This is a genomic window from Streptomyces sp. NPDC097107 (assembly GCF_044762405.1).
Lineage (GTDB): Bacteria > Actinomycetota > Actinomycetes > Streptomycetales > Streptomycetaceae > Streptomyces > Streptomyces thinghirensis.
Genome location: NZ_JBIWEF010000027.1, coordinates 1 through 18,427 on the forward strand (window position 1 = coordinate 1; position 18,427 = coordinate 18,427).

An 18,427-nucleotide genomic window follows, 5' to 3' on the forward strand; every position below is an offset into this window, starting at 1 on the left:
CGTCACAATCCACACCGAACCGGAAGGCCCTCACCTGTTCAAGATCCCTCAGCCGAGATCTGGCTCACCCGTCCACAACCTCCCGGGACAGAACACCTAGGCGCAGGGTGCCGGTGCGGGCGTCACCACGGGGCTCAGCCCCCTGGACCCCCGGCCCGTGCCCACGCTCCGCCCGACTCGGCCGGTCGGGAGGCCAGCCCCCACAGCAGCACCTGCGTCAGACCCCGCACCCACTCCCCGTCCGCCGGTTCCGCGCTGACCAGGGTGCGGTGGACCACGGCGCCCGCCACCACGTCGAAGATGAGGTCCGCGGTGCGGGCGGCCTCGGCCGGGTCGGTTTCGGGGGGCAGCTCGCCGCGGGCCTGGGCGCGGGCCCTGCCCTCCAGGACCAGGCGCTTCTGGCGTTCCACGATCGACGTGCGGATGCGCTCGCGCAGCGCGTCGTCCCGCGTGGACTCGGCGACCACCGCCATCAGGCCGCTCCTGGCCTCCGGACGGGCCAGGATCGCCGCGAACTGGAGCACCACACCCTCGATGTCGGCGGCCAGGGTGCCGCGGTCGGGGAGCCGCAGCTCGTCGAACAGCTCGGCGACCGCGTCGACCACCAGCTCGTTCTTGCCCGCCCAGCGGCGATAGAGCGTCGTCTTGGCAACCCCGGCCCGCGTCGCCACGTCTCCCAGGGTGAGCTTCGACCAGCCCAGGTCGACCAGGGCCGCACGCGTCGCGGCCAGGATCGCGGTGTCCGCCGCGGCGCTGCGAGGGCGCCCGGTACGGCCGGCGGGGGTACTGCTCTGCATTCCCCGACCTTAACCGGCGGGTAACCCGCGAGTGACCGTGAGGGAGATCACGGGGGCGGGCTGTTCCCGCGGCCCGTCGTGGCATTACGCTACGAGTCGTAGCGAAAGCACGGGCCCCGCACGCCCGTGCCCCAGCGACGACCATGGGCGCGGGTGGGGACCCGGCGCCGGCGGAACACTTCAGGGCGGGCTTTCGACCCGCTTTTCACGCACGCGCGGAGTACGGGGGAGGATAGACCCATGCAGCCACGGAACATGTCCATGAGCGGGGTCGTCGACCTCGCCGCGGTGAAGCAGGCCCAGGAGGCCAAGGCGAAGGCGGAGCAGGCGCGCGCCGAGGCGGCCCGGCACGGTGGGACGGGAGCCGTATCCCCGGCCGATCTCGTCATCGACGTCGACGAGGCCGGCTTCGAGAGTGAAGTCCTGCAGCGGTCCACCGAGGTCCCGGTCGTCATCGACTTCTGGGCCGAGTGGTGCGAGCCCTGCAAGCAGTTGAGCCCGGTACTCGAACGCCTCGCCGTCGAGTACAGCGGCCGTTTCGTCCTCGCCAAGATCGACGTCGACGCCAACCAGATGCTGATGCAGCAGTTCGGTGTCCAGGGCATCCCGGCCGTGTTCGCGGTCGTGGCCGGACAGGCGCTGCCGCTCTTCCAGGGTGCCGCCGGTGAGACGCAGATCCGCCAGACCCTGGACCAGTTGGTGCAGGTCGCGGAGGAGCGCTTCGGCCTGACCGGTATCGCCGTCGACCCCGAGGCGGAGCCGGGCGCGCAGCCCGCCGCCGCCCCCGAGCGTCCGGCCGGTCCGTACGACGCGGCCCTGGAGGCCGCCGTGCAGGCGCTGGACGCGGGCGACCTGGCCGGAGCCGTCCAGGCGTACAAGAACGTGCTCGGCGAGGACCCGGGCAACACGGAGGCCAAACTGGGCCTGGCCCAGGCCGAGTTGCTCCAGCGCGTGCAGAACGCCGACCCGCAGCGGGTCCGTCAGGACGCGGCCGACAAGCCGGGCGACGCCCAGGCCCAGATCGCCGCCGCCGACCTGGATCTGGTGGGCGGTCACGTGGAGGACGCCTTCGGGCGCCTCATCGACACGGTGCGCGTCACGGCCGGGGACGACCGGGACGCCGTACGGCTGCGGCTGCTGGAGTTGTTCGAGGTGGTCGGCGCCGACGATCCGCGGGTTGCCGTGGCGCGCAGGGCGCTGGCCCGCGCCCTGTACTAGAAGCCGCTCCGGGCCCCACTCGCCGACCGGTCACCGACCGTTCGTCCGGGTGGGGCCCGAGTGAAAGAGCTGTCGACGGGACGCCAGTGCGGCCGCGCTTTGCCAAATCTTGGCAATCGCGGCCGCTGTTACTGCCAGTAAGTCGGCAGCGTCGATCTGTCGGACTCTGTCCAGCGATCAATTGTTTTGTTCCGCCCCCATGGCGCACCGAGCGTCGCCGTTCGGAGCCGGTGTGTCGGCCCGCGGTTATCCGCCCGTTACTAGTGAGTAACGAACCCCCTTGTGTCGGCGGCGAGAATGCACCACGATCGGCGACGCTCGGTCCATTCCCGCACCCCGAAAGCCAGTCGGGTCGCGGGGGTTCCTGGGTCCCCACCGAGCAGGGCCGGCGGCAGTGGAGCCGGCTCTTGGGCAGGGGGGTCTTCGTCCACCCGGCGAAGCCTGTCCAGCAGGGTTGTGCGTGATGCGTGTCAGGCGCGACCAGTGGTTGTCGCTCGGGGGTGATCGCCGGTGATTCGGGCGCGTCGTACGCGCCGTCGAGTTCGGGCGCTCTCCTTCCCGAGGACGTAGCACTTCTCCCATCCCTGCCAGGCCGTGCCGCCGATCCGGGGGCCGGCCGAGGCCAGGAGATGTACGTCCGAGAAGGAGGAAATATGGAGTCCCAGGTGCGTGGCGGGACCAGATGGAAGCGGTTCGCTGTGGTGATGGTGCCCAGCGTGGCCGCCACGGCTGCGATAGGCGTGGCGCTGGCGCAGGGCGCTCTCGCTGCGTCGTTCAGCGTTTCCGGCCAGTCGTTCAAGGTGACGGCGGACCGGCTCGACGGTACGGGTTTCTCCCAGTACGGGGCGATTGATTCGGGTTACACGCTGAAGGGCGAGAAGACGGCTCACCCCGTCGCGGTGTCGGCGTTCAAGTCTGCGAAGATCACGAACATGTGCCAGTCCGTGGTCACCCCGGACGTCCCGTTCTTCGGCTCCGTCAGCCTCATGCTGAAGGCCGGCGGGGGCGACACGCCGGTCAAAGCCGAGAACCTGTACATCGACGTCGAGGAACTCGAGGCCGATGCCACCTTCCGTGGCATCGACATCGGCGTGGCCGCCAAGGACGCCAACAAGGGTCCAGGCATCAAGAAGGGCGACACCGCGAACCCGTACGGATTCGCGCAGCAGGCCGACTCGGCCACGCTGAAGAACGTGAAGCAGACGGCGTGGGCCACCACTGCCGGAACCTTCAAGCTCAGCGGACTGAAGATGTCGCTGTCCAAGGGTGTCAAGGAGTGCTACTAAGCACTCGCTGACGGGCGGGGGAGCCGGTGGCGCCCCCGCCCGTCCACTCCCCGGCCACGCCTTCACGCGCGGCCCACATCTCCACCACAGCAAAGCCGTACCAGGGAGTAGTTTTCCATGAGCGCCGAGACTCCTGCCGCAGCCGGCCAGTTCACCCGCCGGAGGTTGCAGTTCCGTGCCTGGCGAGGCGGGCGGCCGTTCTGGGCCGGCCTGTTCATCGCGCTTGGCGGACTTCCCATCGCCTACTTCCCGTACGCGAATCTCCAGATCGGGCACCTGACGCTGGCGATGGCTACCACCGCGGGCTCCGGGTCACTGATCATCGGTGTGCTGCTGGTCGTCCTGGGCGTCAGCCTGTGGTTCCAGAAGCACGTCCGCGTCTTCGCGGGTGTGGCGGCGATCCTGCTGGCGCTGGTCTCCATCCCCGTGTCCAACCTCGGCGGCTTCCTCATCGGCTTCCTGCTCGCGCTGGTCGGCGGAGCGATGGCCGTGTCGTGGGTGCCGGGCGAACCGCCGCAGGACGAGCCGCCGGTGGAGGGCAAGGGCACGGGTGACGCGCCCGAGGGCGTGGTCCCCGGCACCGGGCTCCCCGGCATCCCGGCCCCCGGCAGCACGGCGTCCGACGCCGCGGTGCCGAGGCCGCGCGAGGGGAGGGAGGGGGGTGGTCCCACCCAGACCTTCGAGGCACTGGGGGCGAACGATCTGTCAGGAACGAGCCCGGCCAACGGGGCGAACGGGAGGCACAGTGCCGGCTGACGAGGTGACCCGCGGGACTGACGTGGAGTCGTCCCGTGTGAGAACCGGGCCGCGCCACGCGGCACCCAAGAAGCCGTTGTTCACCAGGTTCCACATGCCGGCCGGGAAGGCGGTAGCCCTGGCGGCGATGCCCACGGCCGTCCTCATGGGCATGGGGTTCACGCCGACGCTGGCCCTCGCCGACGGCAACGACTCCGCGAAGCCGACCTCGAACAGCCTGACGGCCGACGAGTACAAGGACTGCGTGGCGGCCCTGGAGGAGGCCGAGAAGGGCACGTCCGAGTCGCCCACGCCGTCGCCCTCGGCGACCGACGGGGCCGACGACGACAAGGGCGACGAGACGGAGCCCAGCCCCGCGGAGAGCGGCAAGGACACGGGCACCGGTGAGTCCTCTTCGTCGGATTCAGGTTCCGACGACGAGGGCGCAACGGACGACACGGGTGACAAGGGCGGCACGGGCGACCAGACCGACCCCGCCCCGAGCCCCTCCGCGTCGCAGGAGTCGCAGAGCAAGGAGCCGCAGGGCGAGGAGGCGGCCGGCGCGGGCGCCGTGGAGCCGTCCCCGTCCGAGTCCGGCGGCGGACTGCTGGAGGGCATCGGCGACGCCATCGAGGGCATCTTCACCGGCGGCGGGAAGGACGAGGAGAGCCCGGGCCCCACGCCGACCCCCTCGGCGTCGGACGGCGCCGGCGACGACGCGTCCGACCCCGCGAAGGACACCACGGGCAAGGACACCGACGAGGACACCGACAAGGTCACCGGCACGGCGAAGGACGCCGTCGAGGACACGACCGGCAAGGCGTCCGAGGCGGCCGAGGACACCGAGGGGTCGGTGGACGAGGCGGCCGGGGAGGCGAAGGAAGTGGCCGGTGAGGCCGCCGCCTCGCCCAGCCCCACGCCCAGCGCCTCCGACAGCGCCGGCACGGACGTGGACGACTGCCCGGTCGCCACGGACGAGGAGGGCGGCGTCGACAACGCGGTGCCGCTGCCCGACGATCCCTGGCAGCTCAAAGCCAGCTCGCTGCTGCTGAAGGGCACCTCCTACAAGGGCGTCGTCGAGGTGAAGACGGCCAACGGCACCACCAAGAAGGTGCTGAAGTACGTCATATCCAACGGCACCGACATCGGCGACCTGCACCAGACGGTGAAGGACGAGCAGGCCGGCAAGACGTACCACGTGCAGGCGGCCGAGGGCTCCACGTCCACGATCCGCGACGGCGAGACGGTGATGTACACCGAGAGCATCTCGGGCAACCTGCTCGGGCTGATCCCGATCACCTTCGACCCGGAGCACCCGCCGCCGCTGGACATCCCGCTCATCTACTTCACGAAGGTGACGGTCGTCCAGGCCGGTCAGTTCGGCGGCACGCTCCACGTCCCGGGGCTGCACCAGTACACGACCTGACCGAGCGCGTCCACGAGCCCGGCCGGGAGCCGCGGCACGACCGAGGGCGCCCCCTGTGCGCAGGGGGCGCCCTCGGCGCCGTACGGAAGCAGGCGGAAGCCGGGTGCGGGGACCGTCAGGCGCGGCGGGTCTCGCCCAGGTGGTGCACGCGGACCATGTTGGTGGTGCCGGGCACGCCGGGGGGCGAACCGGCGGTGATCACGACGATGTCGCCGTCGTTGAACCGGCCGAGGCGGACCGTCTCCTGGTCCACCAGGTCGACCATCTCGTCGGTGCTGTTCACGAACGGCACCACGTGCGGCTCCACGCCCCAGCTGAGCGCCAGCTGGTTGCGGGTCGACTCGTCGGTGGTGAAGGCGAGGATCGGCTGGGCCGCGCGGTAGCGGGACAGCCGGCGGGCGGTGTCACCGGACTGGGTGAAGGCCACCAGGCCCTTGCCGCCCAGGAAGTCGGCGATCTCGGCGGCGGCGCGGGCCACCGAACCACCCTGCGTGCGCGGCTTCTTGCCCGGCACCAGCGGCTGCAGACCCTTGGAGAGCAGCTCCTGCTCGGCGGCGGTGACGATCTTCGACATCGTCTTGACCGTCTCGATCGGGTACGCGCCCACCGACGACTCCGCCGACAGCATGACCGCGTCCGCGCCGTCCAGGATCGCGTTGGCGACGTCGGAGGCCTCGGCGCGGGTCGGACGGGAGTTGGTGATCATCGACTCCATCATCTGGGTCGCCACGATCACCGGCTTGGCGTTGCGCCGGCACAGCTCGATCAGGCGCTTCTGCACCATGGGGACCTTCTCGAGCGGGTACTCGACGGCCAGGTCGCCACGGGCGACCATGACGGCGTCGAAGGCCGCGACGACGCCCTCCATGTTCTCCACCGCCTGCGGCTTCTCCACCTTGGCGATGACGGGGACCCGGCGGCCCTCCTCGTCCATCACGCGGTGCACGTCGGCGACGTCCTTGGCGTCCCGGACGAAGGAGAGGGCGACCAGGTCGCAGCCCATCCGCAGCGCGAACCGGAGGTCCTCGATGTCCTTCTCGCTCAGCGCGGGCACGTTCACGGCCGCGCCGGGCAGGTTGATGCCCTTGTGGTCGGAGATGACGCCGCCCTCGATGACGATCGTCCTGACCCGCGGGCCCTCGACCTCGGTGACCTTCAGCTCGACGTTGCCGTCGTTGATGAGCACCTGGTCGCCCTTGGTGACGTCACCGGGCAGGCCCTTGTACGTCGTGCCGCAGATCGTCCGGTCGCCCGGCACGTCCTCGGTGGTGATGGTGAACTCGTCACCGCGCACCAGCTCGACGGGACCCTCCGCGAAGGTCTCCAGGCGGATCTTCGGACCCTGGAGGTCGGCGAGGACACCGATGGCCCTGCCGGTCTCCTTGGCGGCGGCCCGGACACGGTCGTAACGCCCCTGGTGCTCCGCATGGGTGCCGTGGCTGAAGTTGAAGCGGGCCACGTTCATGCCGGCCTCGATCAGCGATACGAGCTGCTCGTGGGAGTCGACCGCGGGGCCGAGAGTACAGACGATTTTCGAACGGCGCATGGGGCGATCCTATCGGTTTGTTTCGCTGCGGAATATTCCGTCTGGCGGAAGATACAAATGGGCGCCTCGGTGCTCACAAGAGAATTGTTCAACCGTCCTCGGGTGCCCTCACCTTTCCTTTTCGACCAGAGCGTAGGTCTGCGTCGCGATCTCCATTTCCTCGTCGGTCGGCACCACGGCCACCGCCACCCGCGCGTCCGCGGGCGACACCAGCCGCGCCCCGCCCCCGCGTACGGCGTTCAGCTCGCCGTCGACCGCCAGGCCGAGCCCCTCCAGGCCCGCCACCGCGGCCTCCCGGACCGGCGCCGCGTTCTCCCCGACCCCGGCCGTGAAGGCCACGGCGTCCACCCGTCCGAGAACGGCGTAATAGGCGCCGATGTACTTCTTCAGCCGGTGAATGTAGATGTCGAAGGCCAGCCGCGCCCGCTCGTCGCCGGCGTCCACCCGGCGGCGGATCTCCCGCATGTCGTTGTCACCGCAGAGACCGATCAGACCGCTCCTCTTGTTGAGGAGAGTGTCGATCTCGTCGGCGGACATTCCACCAACACGCATCAAATGGAAGATGACGGCCGGGTCCATGTCACCCGAGCGCGTACCCATCACGAGCCCCTCCAAGGGCGTCAGCCCCATGGAGGTGTCCACGCAGCGACCGCCCCGCACCGCCGAGGCGGACGCCCCGTTGCCCAGGTGCAGCACGATGACGTTCACGTCCCCGGGTGCCTTCCCCAGCAGCTTCGCGGTCTCCCGCGAGACGTACGCGTGCGAGGTGCCGTGGAAGCCGTAGCGCCGGATGCGGTGCGCGTCTGCGGTCTCGACGTCGATCGCGTAGCGGGCCGCGGACTCCGGCATGGTCGTGTGGAAGGCGGTGTCGAAGACGGCGACCTGCGGCAGGTCCGGGCGCAGCGCCTGCGCGGTACGGATGCCGGCGAGGCCCGCCGGGTTGTGCAGCGGGGCGACCGGGATCAGCCGCTCGATCTCGGCGAGCACCGCGTCGTCCACGACGGTCGGCTCGGTGAACCGCTTCCCGCCGTGCACCACCCGGTGCCCTATCGCGGCCAGCTCGGGCGAGTCCAGGCCGAGGCCGTCCTTGGCCAGCTCCGCCGCCACGGCCTTCAGCGCCGCGTCGTGGTCGGGAACGGACCCGTTCCACTCCCGGCTCTCGCCGCCCACCGGGGTGTGCTTGAGCCGTGCGGTCTCCTCACCGATCCGTTCGACGAGGCCCACCGCCAGCCGGTCGCCGCCGCGCATGTCGAGCAGCTGGTACTTCACCGACGACGAGCCGGAGTTGAGGACGAGGACGCGGGACGGGGTCGGGCTCACAGGTCGGACGCCTTCTCACTGGGGGACTGCTGGGCCTGGATCGCCGTGATGGCGACGGTGTTGACGATGTCCTGGACGAGCGCGCCCCGGGACAGGTCGTTGACCGGCTTGCGCAGACCCTGGAGCACCGGGCCCACCGCGATGGCGCCGGCCGAGCGCTGCACGGCCTTGTACGTGTTGTTGCCGGTGTTCAGGTCCGGGAAGATCAGCACGCTGGCCTGCCCGGCGACCTCCGAGCCGGGCAGCTTCGTCGCGGCCACCGACGGCTCGACGGCGGCGTCGTACTGGATCGGCCCCTCGATCCTGAGATCCGGGCGGCGCGAGCGGACCAGCTCGGTCGCCTCGCGCACCTTGTCGACGTCCGCGCCGGAACCGGACGTGCCCGTCGAGTACGACAGCATCGCGATCCGCGGATCCACCCCGAACCGCGCCGCCGTGGACGCCGACTGGGTGGCGATGTCGGCGAGCTGGTCGGCGTTCGGGTCGGGGTTGACCGCGCAGTCGCCGTAGACCAGGACCTTGTCGGCCAGGCACATGAAGAAGACCGACGAGACGATCGCGGCGTCCGGCTTGGTCTTGATGATCTCGAACGCCGGACGGATCGTGGCCGCCGTCGAGTGCACCGACCCCGAGACCATGCCGTCGGCGAGGCCCTCCTGCACCATCAGCGTGCCGAAGTAGTTCACGTCGGAGACCACGTCGTAGGCCAGCTCCACGGTGACGCCCTTGTGGGCGCGCAGGGCGGCGTACTTCTCGGCGAAGGAGTCGCGCAGCTCGGACACCGCGGGGTCGACCAGCTGCGCGTTCTCCAGGTCGATGCCCAGGTCGGCGGCCTTCTTGCGGATCTGCTCGACCGGGCCGAGCAGCGTCAGCTCGCACACGCCCCGGCGCAGCAGCACCTCGGCCGCGTGCAGCACCCGCTCCTCGGTGCCCTCGGGGAGGACGACCCGGCGCAGGTCGGAACGGGCCTGCTCCAGCAGCGTGTGCTCGAACATCATCGGCGTGACGCGGTCGCTGCTCGGCGCGGAGACCCGCTTGCGGAGGTCGGCGGTGTCGACGTACCGCTCGAAGAGGCCGAGGGCGGTCTCCGCCTTGCGCGGGGTGGCCGCGCCCAGCTTGCCCTCCAGGGAGAACAGCTGCTCGGCGGTGGGGAAGCTGGTGCCGGTCACCGAGAGCACCGGCGTACCGGGGGCCAGGCGGGCGGCGAGGGTGAGGATGCCGTCGCCGGGCACCTCGTTCAGGGTCAGCAGGACGCCGGCTATCGGCGGGGTGCCGGCGCTGTGCGCGGCGAGCGTGCCGATCACCAGGTCGGCGCGGTCGCCGGGGGTGATGACCAGGCAGCCCGGGGTCAGGGCGCTCAGCAGGTTGGGCAGCATGGCCCCGCCGAAGACGAAGTCCAGCGCGTCGCGGGCGAGCCCGGAGTCGTCGCCGAGGACCACCTCGGCACCGAGGGCGTGCGCGATCTGCGAGACGGTCGGCGCCGACAGGGCGGGCTCGTCGGGTACGACCCAGCACGGCACCGGCAGCCGGTTCGCGAGCCGCTCGGCGATCCGGTCCCGGTCCTCGCGGGCGACCCGGTTGGCCACCATGGCCAGGACGTCGCAGCCCAGCCCGTCGTAGGCGCGGAAGGCGTTGACGGTCTCGGCCAGTACGGACTCCGCGGTCTGCTTGCGGCCGCCGACGACCGGCAGCACCGAGGCGCCGAACTCGTTGGCGAGCCGCGCGTTCAGCGACAGCTCGTCCGGGAACTGGGTGTCGGCGAAGTCGGTGCCGAGGACGAGGACCACGTCGTAGTCCCGGGCCACCAGGTGGAACCGGTCGACCAGCGCGGACACCAGTTCGTCCGTGCCCTGCTCGGCCTGGAGCGCGGACGCCTCCTGGTAGTCCATGCCGTACACGGTCGCGGGGTCCTGCGTGAGCCGGTAGCGGGCGCGCAGCAGCTCGAAGAGCCGGTCGGGCCCGTCGTGGACCAGGGGACGGAAGACGCCGACCCGGTCGACCTGCCGGGTCAGGAGCTCCATGACCCCCAGTTCGACGACCTGGCGGCCGTCGCCGCGGTCGATACCGGTCACGTACACGCTGCGCGTCACGCGTGCTCTCCGTTTCGTCTGATGGATTCGTCCGGCGGCGGCTGTCCCGTGCACAGAAAATCACCCACCGGGGTGAGCAGAACCCTCTTGACAATACCTCCGGCGGTGGCTAAGGCGCCCGTCAGTGTCCTCCGGTGCCCGGCGGCGGTCGTCAGTGCCCGCCGGGGTTCCGGCCGTGGAACAATTGGATCGGCTCACCGGTGTCAACAGCGAGCAGGAGACACAGCACGATGCGTATCGGAGTTCTCACCGCAGGCGGCGACTGCCCCGGCCTGAACGCAGTGATCCGGTCGGTCGTGCACCGAGCGGTCGACAACTACGGCGACGAGGTCATCGGCTTCGAGGACGGCTACGCGGGCCTGCTGGACAGTCGCTACCGCAACCTCGACCTCAACGCGGTCAGCGGCATCCTCGCCCGCGGCGGCACCATCCTCGGCTCCTCCCGGCTGGAGCGCGACCGGCTCCGCGAGGCCTGCGAGAACGCCGGCGACATGATCCAGAGCTTCGGCATCGACGCGCTCATCCCGATCGGCGGCGAGGGCACGCTGACGGCCGCCCGGATGCTGTCGGACGCCGGCCTGCCGGTGGTCGGCGTGCCGAAGACCATCGACAACGACATCTCCTCCACCGACCGCACCTTCGGCTTCGACACGGCGGTCGGCGTGGCCACCGAGGCGATGGACCGCCTCAAGACCACCGCCGAGTCCCACCAGCGCGTGATGGTCGTCGAGGTCATGGGCCGGCACGCCGGCTGGATCGCCCTGGAGTCCGGCATGGCGGCCGGCGCCCACGGCATCTGCCTGCCCGAGCGCCCCTTCGACCCCGCCGACCTGGTCAAGATGGTCGAGGAGCGGTTCTCCCGCGGCAAGAAGTTCGCCGTCGTCTGCGTCGCCGAGGGCGCCCACCCAGCCGAGGGCTCCATGGACTACGGCAAGGGCGCGATCGACAAGTTCGGCCACGAGCGCTTCCAGGGCATCGGCACGGCACTCGCCTACGAGCTGGAGCGCAGGCTCGGCAAGGAGGCCAAGCCGGTCATCCTCGGCCACGTCCAGCGCGGCGGCGTGCCCACCGCGTACGACCGGGTGCTCGCCACCCGCTTCGGCTGGCACGCGGTGGAGGCCGCGCACCGGGGCGACTTCGGCCGGATGACGGCGCTGCGCGGCACGGACGTCGTCATGGTGCCGCTGGCGGAGGCCGTGACCGAGCTGAAGACGGTGCCGAAGGACCGGATGGCCGAGGCGGAGTCGGTCTTTTAGCCCGGGACACCGGCGTTCAGGGGTGCTTCTCGACCGCCGCCCAGAAGTGCTCCACGATCCGGTCGAGGAAGTCGCGGCCCGCCTCGTGGGAGTCACCACTGCCGCCGCCCCAGCTGAGGGTGGCGGCCATGCGCCCCTGGTAGTCCTGGTGGAGCACCTGGAGGACGTTCTCCAGGACCCGCCGGTCCAGCGGTGCCACCTTGGCTAGCGGGCGCACATAGCCCTGCCACCGGGTCGTCACGGCGCTCGTCAGCAGGCCGGCGAGCTTCTCCTCGCGTCCCGTGACGGTCACGAAGTCGGGCAGTGCGAGGCCGAGCACGTCGGCGAGGGCGGCCGACTGGCGGTCGGTGCCGCGCCAGCCGTCCGTCTCCTCCATCCGCAGGTACACCGGGAGCGCGACCCCGACGGCACGGGCCACGTCCTCCGGCGCCAGGGAACGGGCGATGCGGTGCTCGCGCAGGGTCTGCGGCCGGCCGATCAGATCGCCGGGCGAGCACCACAGCACCCCCGCGAGCGCGGTCAGCTCGGGGTTCCGGGGGGAGACGACGCCCCGCTCCCAGGCGATGACGAGATCCGGGGTGACGTACGGCAGCCCGTACGAGACCCGCATGCCGTGGGCGACGTGCTCGGGCCCCATGTTCAGGGCGGCACGGAGCCGGCGGGCGGCGAGGGCGTTGAACGGTGGACCCGACTGGTTCGGGTGAGGTGAGGGTCGGCGCACGGGCCACACCGTAGGGGTCCGGTGCGGTGCTGACTACGGGCTGTTCAGCCAGCGATACGGATTGTACGAACCTACGGGGGTATGACAGGCGTATTGCGGGCGCAAGCGGACACGTCCCGCTCACCCCGCCGCCGTCCCGCTCACCCCACCACCGTCCCGCTCACCCCACCACCGTCCCCCTCATCCCTTCACCGCCCCGCCCAGCGCGAACCCCCCGCCCAGCCGCCGGGAGATCAGCACGTACAGCAGGATGACCGGCGTCGAGTAGACGATCGAGAACGCCGCCAGCTGCCCGTACGCCACCATGCCCCGGTTGCCGAAGAAGTCGTTGATGCTCACCGAGGCGGGCATCTGGTCCGGGGAGAGCAGCAGCATGAACGGGACGAAGAAGTTCCCCCACATCATCACGAACGAGAACACCGTCACCACCGCCACTCCCGGCCCCATCAGCGGCAGCACGATCCGCAGCAGTGACTGGAACGACGACGCCCCGTCCGTCCAGGCCGCCTCCTCCAGCTCCTTGGGCACGCCGTCCATGAAGTTCTTCATCAGCCAGATGGCGAAGGGCAGCTGGGAGGCGGCGAAGAAGAAGATCGTCCCCTGCATGGTGTCGATCATGTTCACCCGCACGAAGAGGGCGTAGACCGGCACCATGATCGCGGTGATCGGCAGGCTGGTCGCGAACAGGATGGTCAGCAGGAACGGCCGGTTCAGCCGGGACCGGAAACGGGAGAGCGGATAGGCCGCGAGCGCCGCGCACACCACCGTCAGCAGGGTCGCGCCGCCGCACAGGATCAGGCTGTTGAGCAGCGGGGTGAAGGTGATCTCCGGGGTGAGGATCGCGTCGAAGTTCTCCAGCGTCAGCCCGTCGGGGACCTTCACCCGCAGGCTCGCGCGCGGGTCCAGGGCGGACAGCACCACCCAGGCCAGCGGCAGCACGAACGCGGCGGCGGCCACCAGCAGCCCGGCGTCGGCGGCCAGCCGGCGCCGGTTGCGCCGGGAGGCGGGGGCACGGCGGGAGGCGGGGGCGCGCCGGGACGCGAAGGTGGATGCCATCTCAGACCTCCGTCCGCAGCAGGCGCAGGTAGACGACCGAGAACAGCGAGCCGATCAGCAACAGCAGCAGTGCCACCGCCGTGCCGTAGCCGATCAGGCTGTTCTGGAAGGCCTGCTCGTACATGAACAGCGGCAGCGTCTGGCTCTTGCCGCTCGGGCCGCCCCGCGTCATCACCCAGATCAGGCCGAAGACCGACAGGGTCTGCAGGGTGTTCAGCATCAGGTTGGTGCCGATGGAGCGCCGGATCATCGGCAGCGTGATGTGCCACATCCGGCGCCAGCCGCTCGCCCCGTCCACCTCGGCGGCCTCGGTGACCTCTTTCGGGATCTCGTTCAGGGCGGCCGAGTACACCAGCATCGAGAACGCCGTGCCCCGCCACACGTTGGCGAACGACACGGCCAGGATCGGCAGCGTGAACAGCCAGTTCTGGGACGGCAGGTGGAGCCAGTCGAGGATGGCGTTGAGGGTGCCCTCACGGCGGAAGAAGGCGTAGAGCAGGAAGCCCGCCACCACCTCCGGCAGCACCCACGCCGTGACAACGATGCCGCCGGTGAGCGTACGGACCGGCTTCGAGGCCCGCTGCATCAGTGAGGCCAGCGCGAGTCCCAGGGTGTTCTGCCCGATCAGCGACGACAGCACCGTGAACACCAGGGTCAGCCACACGGCGTTGAGGAACGCCTCGTCCTCAAACGCCCGCCGGAAGTTCTCGAAGCCGACGAAGGACTCCTCGGCCTGCCCGGTGAGCTGGAGGTCGGTGAAGGCGATGACCACGCAGTACGCGATCGGGCCGGCGAGGAAGAGCAGCAGCAGGACGACGGCGGGGGAGACGGGCAGGGCGCGGAAGAGGGCGCGGCGAGTGGTGGCGGACCTCGCGCGACGGGCCGGGTCCGGGCCGGGCGGTCCCGGCGGCGCCTTACGGACCTCCGGCCCCGGCCCCGTACCCGGACCCGTGTGCTGCGGCGTGGCCGCGGTCACTTGCGGACCACCTGGTCGTCGGTGGCCTCCTTGAGCGCCTCGTCGTAGCCGCGCGCCGCCTCCTCGACCGACATGTCACCGGTCGTCACGCCTTCCATCGCCTCCTGGATGGCGACGGAGACCTTCGGGTACGCCGGGTAGGCGGGCCGGTAGTGCGTGCTCTCGACGAGGTCGGTGAAGAACTCGATGCCGGGCTGGGCGTCGACGTACGCGGGGTCGTTCGCGACGTCCTCGCGGACCGCGATGCCGGAGTTGGCGATGTACCACTTCTGGGCGTTGGCCTTGGTCTGCATCGTCTTGACGAACTCGAAGGCCAGGTCCGGGTTGCCCGCCTTGGCCGGGATCGACCAGGTCCAGCCGCCGGACATGCTCACCCTGCCCGGAGCCTGGCCGTTCTGCGTCGGCATGGCCGCCAGCCCCAGCTCCCGCGACCACTGGGGCCACTCGTGCCCACTGCCCTCCAGCCAGTCCTGCGGCAGCCAGGAGCCGTCCAGGGCGATGCCGAGCCTGCCCTGCGGGAGGAGTTCGCCGCGGACCTTGGTGCCGAAGTTGGGGTCGAGCGCGTCGGAGACCTCCGGGCCGAGCTTCTCCTTGTACACGGTCTCGACGAAGGCGAGGGAATCCTCGAACCCCTGCCCGGCCGCGATCCACTTCTTGCCGCCCTTGTCGTACAGCGGGTCGGTGGCGCCGTCGTTCGTGCCGTACAGCAGCATCTCGAAGCCCTGCATGGTGGCCGCCTCACCGGCCGGCTTGCCCGTGTACACGTTGAGGGGGACGACGCCCGGCACCTTCTCCTTGATGGCGCGGGCCGCGGCCAGCACGTCGGCCCAGGTCCTCGGCTGCCAGTCGGCGGGCAGGCCGGCCCTGGCGAAGACGTCCTTGCTGAACCACAGGCCCCGGGTGTCCGTCCCGTCCGGTACGCCGTACGTCTTGCCGTCCTCGCCCTTCGCCGCCGCCTTCGCGGTGTCGATGAACTGGTCCCAGTCCTTCCACTTCGCCAGGTACTCGTCGAGGGGCTTCAAGTACCCGCTGGTGATGTCGGAGTTGATGAGGAAGGTGTCCTCGTAGACCAGGTCCGGCGCGGTCTTGGGGGAGCGGAGCATCTGCTGGAGCTTGGTGTAGTACTCCGAGTCCGGGGCCTTGATGGGGACCAGCTCGACCTTCTTGCCCGGGTTGGCCCTCTCGAACTGCCCCTTGATGCCGGCGAGATAGGTGTCCATCACCTTGATGGAGTTGTCCGTCGACTGCTTGAAGGAGACCTTCACCGTGTCCGGGTCACTGCCGGAGCCGCTTCCGCAGGCGGCGAGGGTGGTGGAGGCGAGCGCGGTGAGGGTGAACAGAGCGGTGAACCGGACGGTGGGACGCACGGGCACGACCTCCTACGGGCACGACGCTGTGGCCGGGACGGCTGCTCGGCGAACGTAAGAGGACTGGTCCAGCCAGGTCAATGCGTGTGCGGTGGACAACCTGTGCTCATCGGCCCCGCTCGGCCTCGCGGACCCACCGGTACACCAACTCCGGCCGCCCCACCTGCCCGTACAGCGGGCTCCGCCCCGCCCGCCCCGAGTCCACCAGATGTTCCAGATAACGCCGGGCCGTGATCCGGGAGATGCCCACGGCCTCGGCCACCCCGGCCGCCGTGAGCCCTTCCTCGGTGCCGCGCAGCGCGCCCGTCACCCGCTCCAGCGTCGGCCCGCTCAGCCCTTTCGGCAGGGCGGCCGGGCCCGGAGCCCGCAGTGCGGCCAGGGCCCGGTCCACCTCGTCCTGACCGCTCGCCTCCCCGGCGGCACCCCGGAACTCGGCGTACCGCACCAGACGGTCCCGCAGGGTGGCGAAGGTGAACGGCTTCAGCACGTACTGGACGACGCCCAGCGAGACCCCCTCCCGCACGACCGTCAGGTCCCGCGCCGACGTCACCGCTATCACGTCGGTGTGATGCCCCGCCGCCCGCAGCGAACGGGCCAGCTGCAGCCCGTGCACGTCCGGGAGGTGCAGGTCGAGCAGGAGCAGATCCACCGGCGTACGGTCCAGCACGCGCCGGGCCTCCGCTCCCGTGTGCGCCTTGCCGACGGCCGTGAACCCCGGCACCCGGCCGACGTACATCATGTGCGCGTCGGCGGCGACGGGGTCGTCCTCGACGACCAGCACACGGATCGGCTGCGGGGCGGTGCTCATACGGCGCCCCCGAACTCATGTCTGCCCGCCAGGGCGTCCGGGGCCGGCGCGTGGCCCCCGGGACCGTCCAACGGCAGCCGGGCCTCGAAACGTGCGCCGCCGCCCTCGGCCTCCGTCACGGTCAGGGTGCCGCCGTGCCGCTGCACTGCCTGACTGACCAGCGCCAGCCCCAGGCCACGGCCGCCCTCACCGGCCGGCTTCGTCGAGAAACCCCGCTGGAAGACCAGGTCGGCATGGGCGGGATCGACCCCGGCACCCGTGTCCGACACCCTCAGCACCAGCTCGGAGCCACCCGCCGCCGGGTCCGTGCCGGAGACGTCCTCGTCCCCGGCCGTCCGCCGTCCGCGGGTCGCCTCGGTGTACGCCGCCACCGTCACCCGCGAGGGCACCTCGCCCTGGGCCGCGTCCACCGCGTTGTCGACCAGGTTCCCCAGGATCGTCACCAGGTCCCGGGCGGGCAGGGACGGCGGCAGCAACCCGTCGTCCAGTCGGCCGTCCTGTGACACCACCAGCTCCACTCCCCGCTCGTTGGCCTGCGCCGTCTTGCCCAGCAGCAGTGCGGCCAGTACGGGCTCGCCGACCGCCGCCACCACCTGGTCGGTGAGCGCCTGCGCCAGCTCCAGTTCGGCCGTCGCGAAGTCCACGGCCTCCTCGGTGCGGCCCAGCTCGATCAGGGAGACGACCGTGTGCAGCCGGTTGGCCGCCTCGTGTGCCTGCGAGCGCAACGCCTGGGTGAATCCGCGCTCGGAATCCAGCTCGCCCGTCAGCGACTGCAGTTCGGTCACGTCGCGCAGGGTCACCACCGTGCCCCGGTGCTCGCCGCCGGAGACCGGCGAGGTGTTCACCACCAGCACCCGCTCCGCCGCCAGGTGCACCTCGTCCACCCGCGGCTCCGAGGCCAGCAGCGCCCCCGTCAGCTGCGCCGGCAGCCCAAGGTCCGCGACCGAGGCGCCCACCACGTCACCGGTCACACCGAGCAGCTCCCGTCCGCCGTCGTTGATCAGCGCGACACGGTACTGCCCGTCCAGCATCAGCAGACCCTCCCGCACCGCGTGCAGCGCCGCCTGATGGTAGTCGTGCATCCGGCTCAGCTCGTCCGCGTTCATACCGTGCGTGTGCCGGCGCAGCCGCGCGTTGATCACGTACGTGCCGACCGCACCGAGCAGCAGCGCCCCCGCCGCCACCCCGAGCAGGGCCGTCAGCTGCTCCTGCGCCCGCTTGCTGATCTCCTCGACCTTGATCCCGGCGCTGACCAGGCCGACCACCCGCCCGGCGTTCTCCACGGGCGTCACCGCCCGCACCGACGGCCCCAGCGTGCCCGTGTAGGTCTCGGTGAACGTCTCGCCCCGCTGCGCGCGCTCGATGTGACCGCGGAAGGGACGGCCGATCTGCTCCGGGTCCGGGTGGGTCCAGCGGATGCCCTCCGGATTCATGATCGTCACGAAGTCCACGTCGGTGTCCCGCATGACCCGCACCGCGTACGGCTGGAGCCGCGCCGTCGGGTCGGGCGTGCGGATCGCCTCCAGCACGGACGGCGAGTCGGCGATCGCGAGCGCCACCGACCTGGCCTGGCGCCCGGCCGCCTCCTCCGCCTGCCGCCGGTCGCTGACGTAGGTGAACAGCGCGTACCCGGCGACCACGACCGCTATCAGCACGGCCTGCATGGCGAAGAGCTGACCGGCCAGGCTGCGGGGGCGGGGGACGCGGAGGTGCATGCCGTCAGTCTCCCTCCTGGCCTGATTGTGAACGAAATGAACGCAAGGGTGACCGCGCTCACAGCGCGGGAGATAGTCACCGCATCCCCGAAACAAACTCCCGGACGTGA

15 protein-coding genes are annotated in these 18,427 nt (G+C 70.8%); 5 read left to right on the forward strand and 10 right to left on the reverse strand.

Annotated features, from left to right (window positions below; translation table 11 throughout):
• Nucleotides 1-134: 134 nt before the first annotated feature.
• A complete protein-coding gene (locus ACIQ1J_RS34655) occupies nucleotides 135-797 on the reverse strand; it encodes a TetR/AcrR family transcriptional regulator (RefSeq protein WP_210960415.1) in 663 nt (220 codons plus the stop codon).
• A gap of 240 nt (nucleotides 798-1,037) precedes the next feature.
• On the opposite strand from ACIQ1J_RS34655, the gene ACIQ1J_RS34660 reads away from it, so the two are divergent.
• The 4 genes from ACIQ1J_RS34660 (at nucleotide 1,038) to ACIQ1J_RS34675 (ending at nucleotide 5,462) form a co-directional block, all read left to right on the forward strand.
• Nucleotides 1,038-2,015, forward strand: coding sequence for a tetratricopeptide repeat protein (locus tag ACIQ1J_RS34660; RefSeq protein WP_403563259.1), 978 nt, complete (start codon nucleotides 1,038-1,040; stop codon nucleotides 2,013-2,015).
• A gap of 653 nt (nucleotides 2,016-2,668) precedes the next feature.
• Nucleotides 2,669-3,301 carry a DUF6230 family protein gene (locus ACIQ1J_RS34665; RefSeq protein WP_403563261.1) on the forward strand — a complete coding sequence of 211 codons (633 nt, stop codon included), beginning with the start codon at nucleotides 2,669-2,671 and terminating at the stop codon, nucleotides 3,299-3,301.
• Nucleotides 3,302-3,418: 117 nt separating this feature from the next.
• A complete protein-coding gene (locus ACIQ1J_RS34670; protein ID WP_403563263.1) occupies nucleotides 3,419-4,057 on the forward strand; it encodes a DUF6114 domain-containing protein in 639 nt (212 codons plus the stop codon).
• Nucleotides 4,047-5,462, forward strand: coding sequence for a hypothetical protein (locus tag ACIQ1J_RS34675; RefSeq protein ID WP_403563265.1), 1,416 nt, complete (start codon nucleotides 4,047-4,049; stop codon nucleotides 5,460-5,462). The genes ACIQ1J_RS34670 and ACIQ1J_RS34675 overlap by 11 nt, the downstream gene beginning before the upstream one ends.
• Before the next feature lie 115 nt (nucleotides 5,463-5,577).
• On the opposite strand, the gene pyk is transcribed toward ACIQ1J_RS34675, so the two are convergent.
• The 3 genes from pyk to pta form a co-directional block, all read right to left on the reverse strand.
• Nucleotides 5,578-7,008, reverse strand: coding sequence for a pyruvate kinase (gene pyk, locus ACIQ1J_RS34680; RefSeq protein WP_210960410.1), 1,431 nt, complete (start codon nucleotides 7,006-7,008; stop codon nucleotides 5,578-5,580).
• A 108-nt stretch (nucleotides 7,009-7,116) separates the two neighbouring features.
• The gene (locus ACIQ1J_RS34685) at nucleotides 7,117-8,328 is read right to left on the reverse strand and encodes an acetate kinase (RefSeq protein ID WP_403563267.1); all 1,212 of its coding nucleotides are present in this window, start codon (nucleotides 8,326-8,328) and stop codon (nucleotides 7,117-7,119) included.
• Nucleotides 8,325-10,418 carry a phosphate acetyltransferase gene (gene pta, locus ACIQ1J_RS34690; RefSeq protein WP_403563269.1) on the reverse strand — a complete coding sequence of 698 codons (2,094 nt, stop codon included), beginning with the start codon at nucleotides 10,416-10,418 and terminating at the stop codon, nucleotides 8,325-8,327. Before pta ends, ACIQ1J_RS34685 begins: the two co-directional genes overlap by 4 nt.
• Nucleotides 10,419-10,648: 230 nt before the next feature.
• Here pta and ACIQ1J_RS34695 point away from each other — a divergent pair, with 230 nt between their 5' ends.
• On the forward strand, nucleotides 10,649-11,674 hold the full coding sequence (locus tag ACIQ1J_RS34695; RefSeq protein WP_403563271.1) for an ATP-dependent 6-phosphofructokinase: 1,026 nt from the start codon (nucleotides 10,649-10,651) through the stop codon (nucleotides 11,672-11,674).
• A gap of 16 nt (nucleotides 11,675-11,690) precedes the next feature.
• Here the strand turns inward: ACIQ1J_RS34695 and ACIQ1J_RS34700 are convergent, their stop codons facing one another.
• From ACIQ1J_RS34700 to ACIQ1J_RS34725, 6 genes are all read right to left on the reverse strand, one after another.
• On the reverse strand, nucleotides 11,691-12,404 hold the full coding sequence (locus tag ACIQ1J_RS34700) for a helix-turn-helix domain-containing protein (RefSeq protein WP_403563273.1): 714 nt from the start codon (nucleotides 12,402-12,404) through the stop codon (nucleotides 11,691-11,693).
• A 171-nt stretch (nucleotides 12,405-12,575) separates the two neighbouring features.
• On the reverse strand, nucleotides 12,576-13,451 hold the full coding sequence (locus ACIQ1J_RS34705) for a carbohydrate ABC transporter permease (protein ID WP_310871174.1): 876 nt from the start codon (nucleotides 13,449-13,451) through the stop codon (nucleotides 12,576-12,578).
• A gap of 1 nt (nucleotide 13,452) precedes the next feature.
• Nucleotides 13,453-14,427 carry a carbohydrate ABC transporter permease gene (locus tag ACIQ1J_RS34710; RefSeq protein WP_403563276.1) on the reverse strand — a complete coding sequence of 325 codons (975 nt, stop codon included), beginning with the start codon at nucleotides 14,425-14,427 and terminating at the stop codon, nucleotides 13,453-13,455.
• A complete protein-coding gene (locus ACIQ1J_RS34715) occupies nucleotides 14,424-15,794 on the reverse strand; it encodes an extracellular solute-binding protein (RefSeq protein WP_403563278.1) in 1,371 nt (456 codons plus the stop codon). The genes ACIQ1J_RS34710 and ACIQ1J_RS34715 overlap by 4 nt, the downstream gene beginning before the upstream one ends.
• Before the next feature lie 106 nt (nucleotides 15,795-15,900).
• Nucleotides 15,901-16,602: a response regulator gene (locus tag ACIQ1J_RS34720; RefSeq protein WP_403563280.1), complete on the reverse strand. Its 702-nt coding sequence runs from the start codon at nucleotides 16,600-16,602 to the stop codon at nucleotides 15,901-15,903.
• Nucleotides 16,599-18,317, reverse strand: a complete 1,719-nt coding sequence (locus ACIQ1J_RS34725; RefSeq protein ID WP_403563283.1) for an ATP-binding protein — start codon at nucleotides 18,315-18,317, stop codon at nucleotides 16,599-16,601. Before ACIQ1J_RS34725 ends, ACIQ1J_RS34720 begins: the two co-directional genes overlap by 4 nt.
• Nucleotides 18,318-18,427: the final 110 nt, after the last annotated feature.

Excerpts from the sequence above, each read along its gene's own strand:
- ACIQ1J_RS34655 (WP_210960415.1), bottom strand. The coding sequence starts at position 797 with ATGCAGAGCAGTACCCCCGCCGGCCGTACCGGGCGCCCTCGCAGCGCC.
- ACIQ1J_RS34660 (WP_403563259.1), top strand. The coding sequence starts at position 1,038 with ATGCAGCCACGGAACATGTCCATGAGCGGGGTCGTCGACCTCGCCGCG.
- ACIQ1J_RS34665 (WP_403563261.1), top strand. The coding sequence starts at position 2,669 with ATGGAGTCCCAGGTGCGTGGCGGGACCAGATGGAAGCGGTTCGCTGTG.
- ACIQ1J_RS34670 (WP_403563263.1), top strand. The coding sequence starts at position 3,419 with ATGAGCGCCGAGACTCCTGCCGCAGCCGGCCAGTTCACCCGCCGGAGG.
- pyk (WP_210960410.1), bottom strand. The coding sequence starts at position 7,008 with ATGCGCCGTTCGAAAATCGTCTGTACTCTCGGCCCCGCGGTCGACTCC.
- ACIQ1J_RS34695 (WP_403563271.1), top strand. The coding sequence starts at position 10,649 with ATGCGTATCGGAGTTCTCACCGCAGGCGGCGACTGCCCCGGCCTGAAC.
- ACIQ1J_RS34705 (WP_310871174.1), bottom strand. The coding sequence starts at position 13,451 with ATGGCATCCACCTTCGCGTCCCGGCGCGCCCCCGCCTCCCGCCGTGCC.
- ACIQ1J_RS34720 (WP_403563280.1), bottom strand. The coding sequence starts at position 16,602 with ATGAGCACCGCCCCGCAGCCGATCCGTGTGCTGGTCGTCGAGGACGAC.
- ACIQ1J_RS34725 (WP_403563283.1), bottom strand. The coding sequence starts at position 18,317 with ATGCACCTCCGCGTCCCCCGCCCCCGCAGCCTGGCCGGTCAGCTCTTC.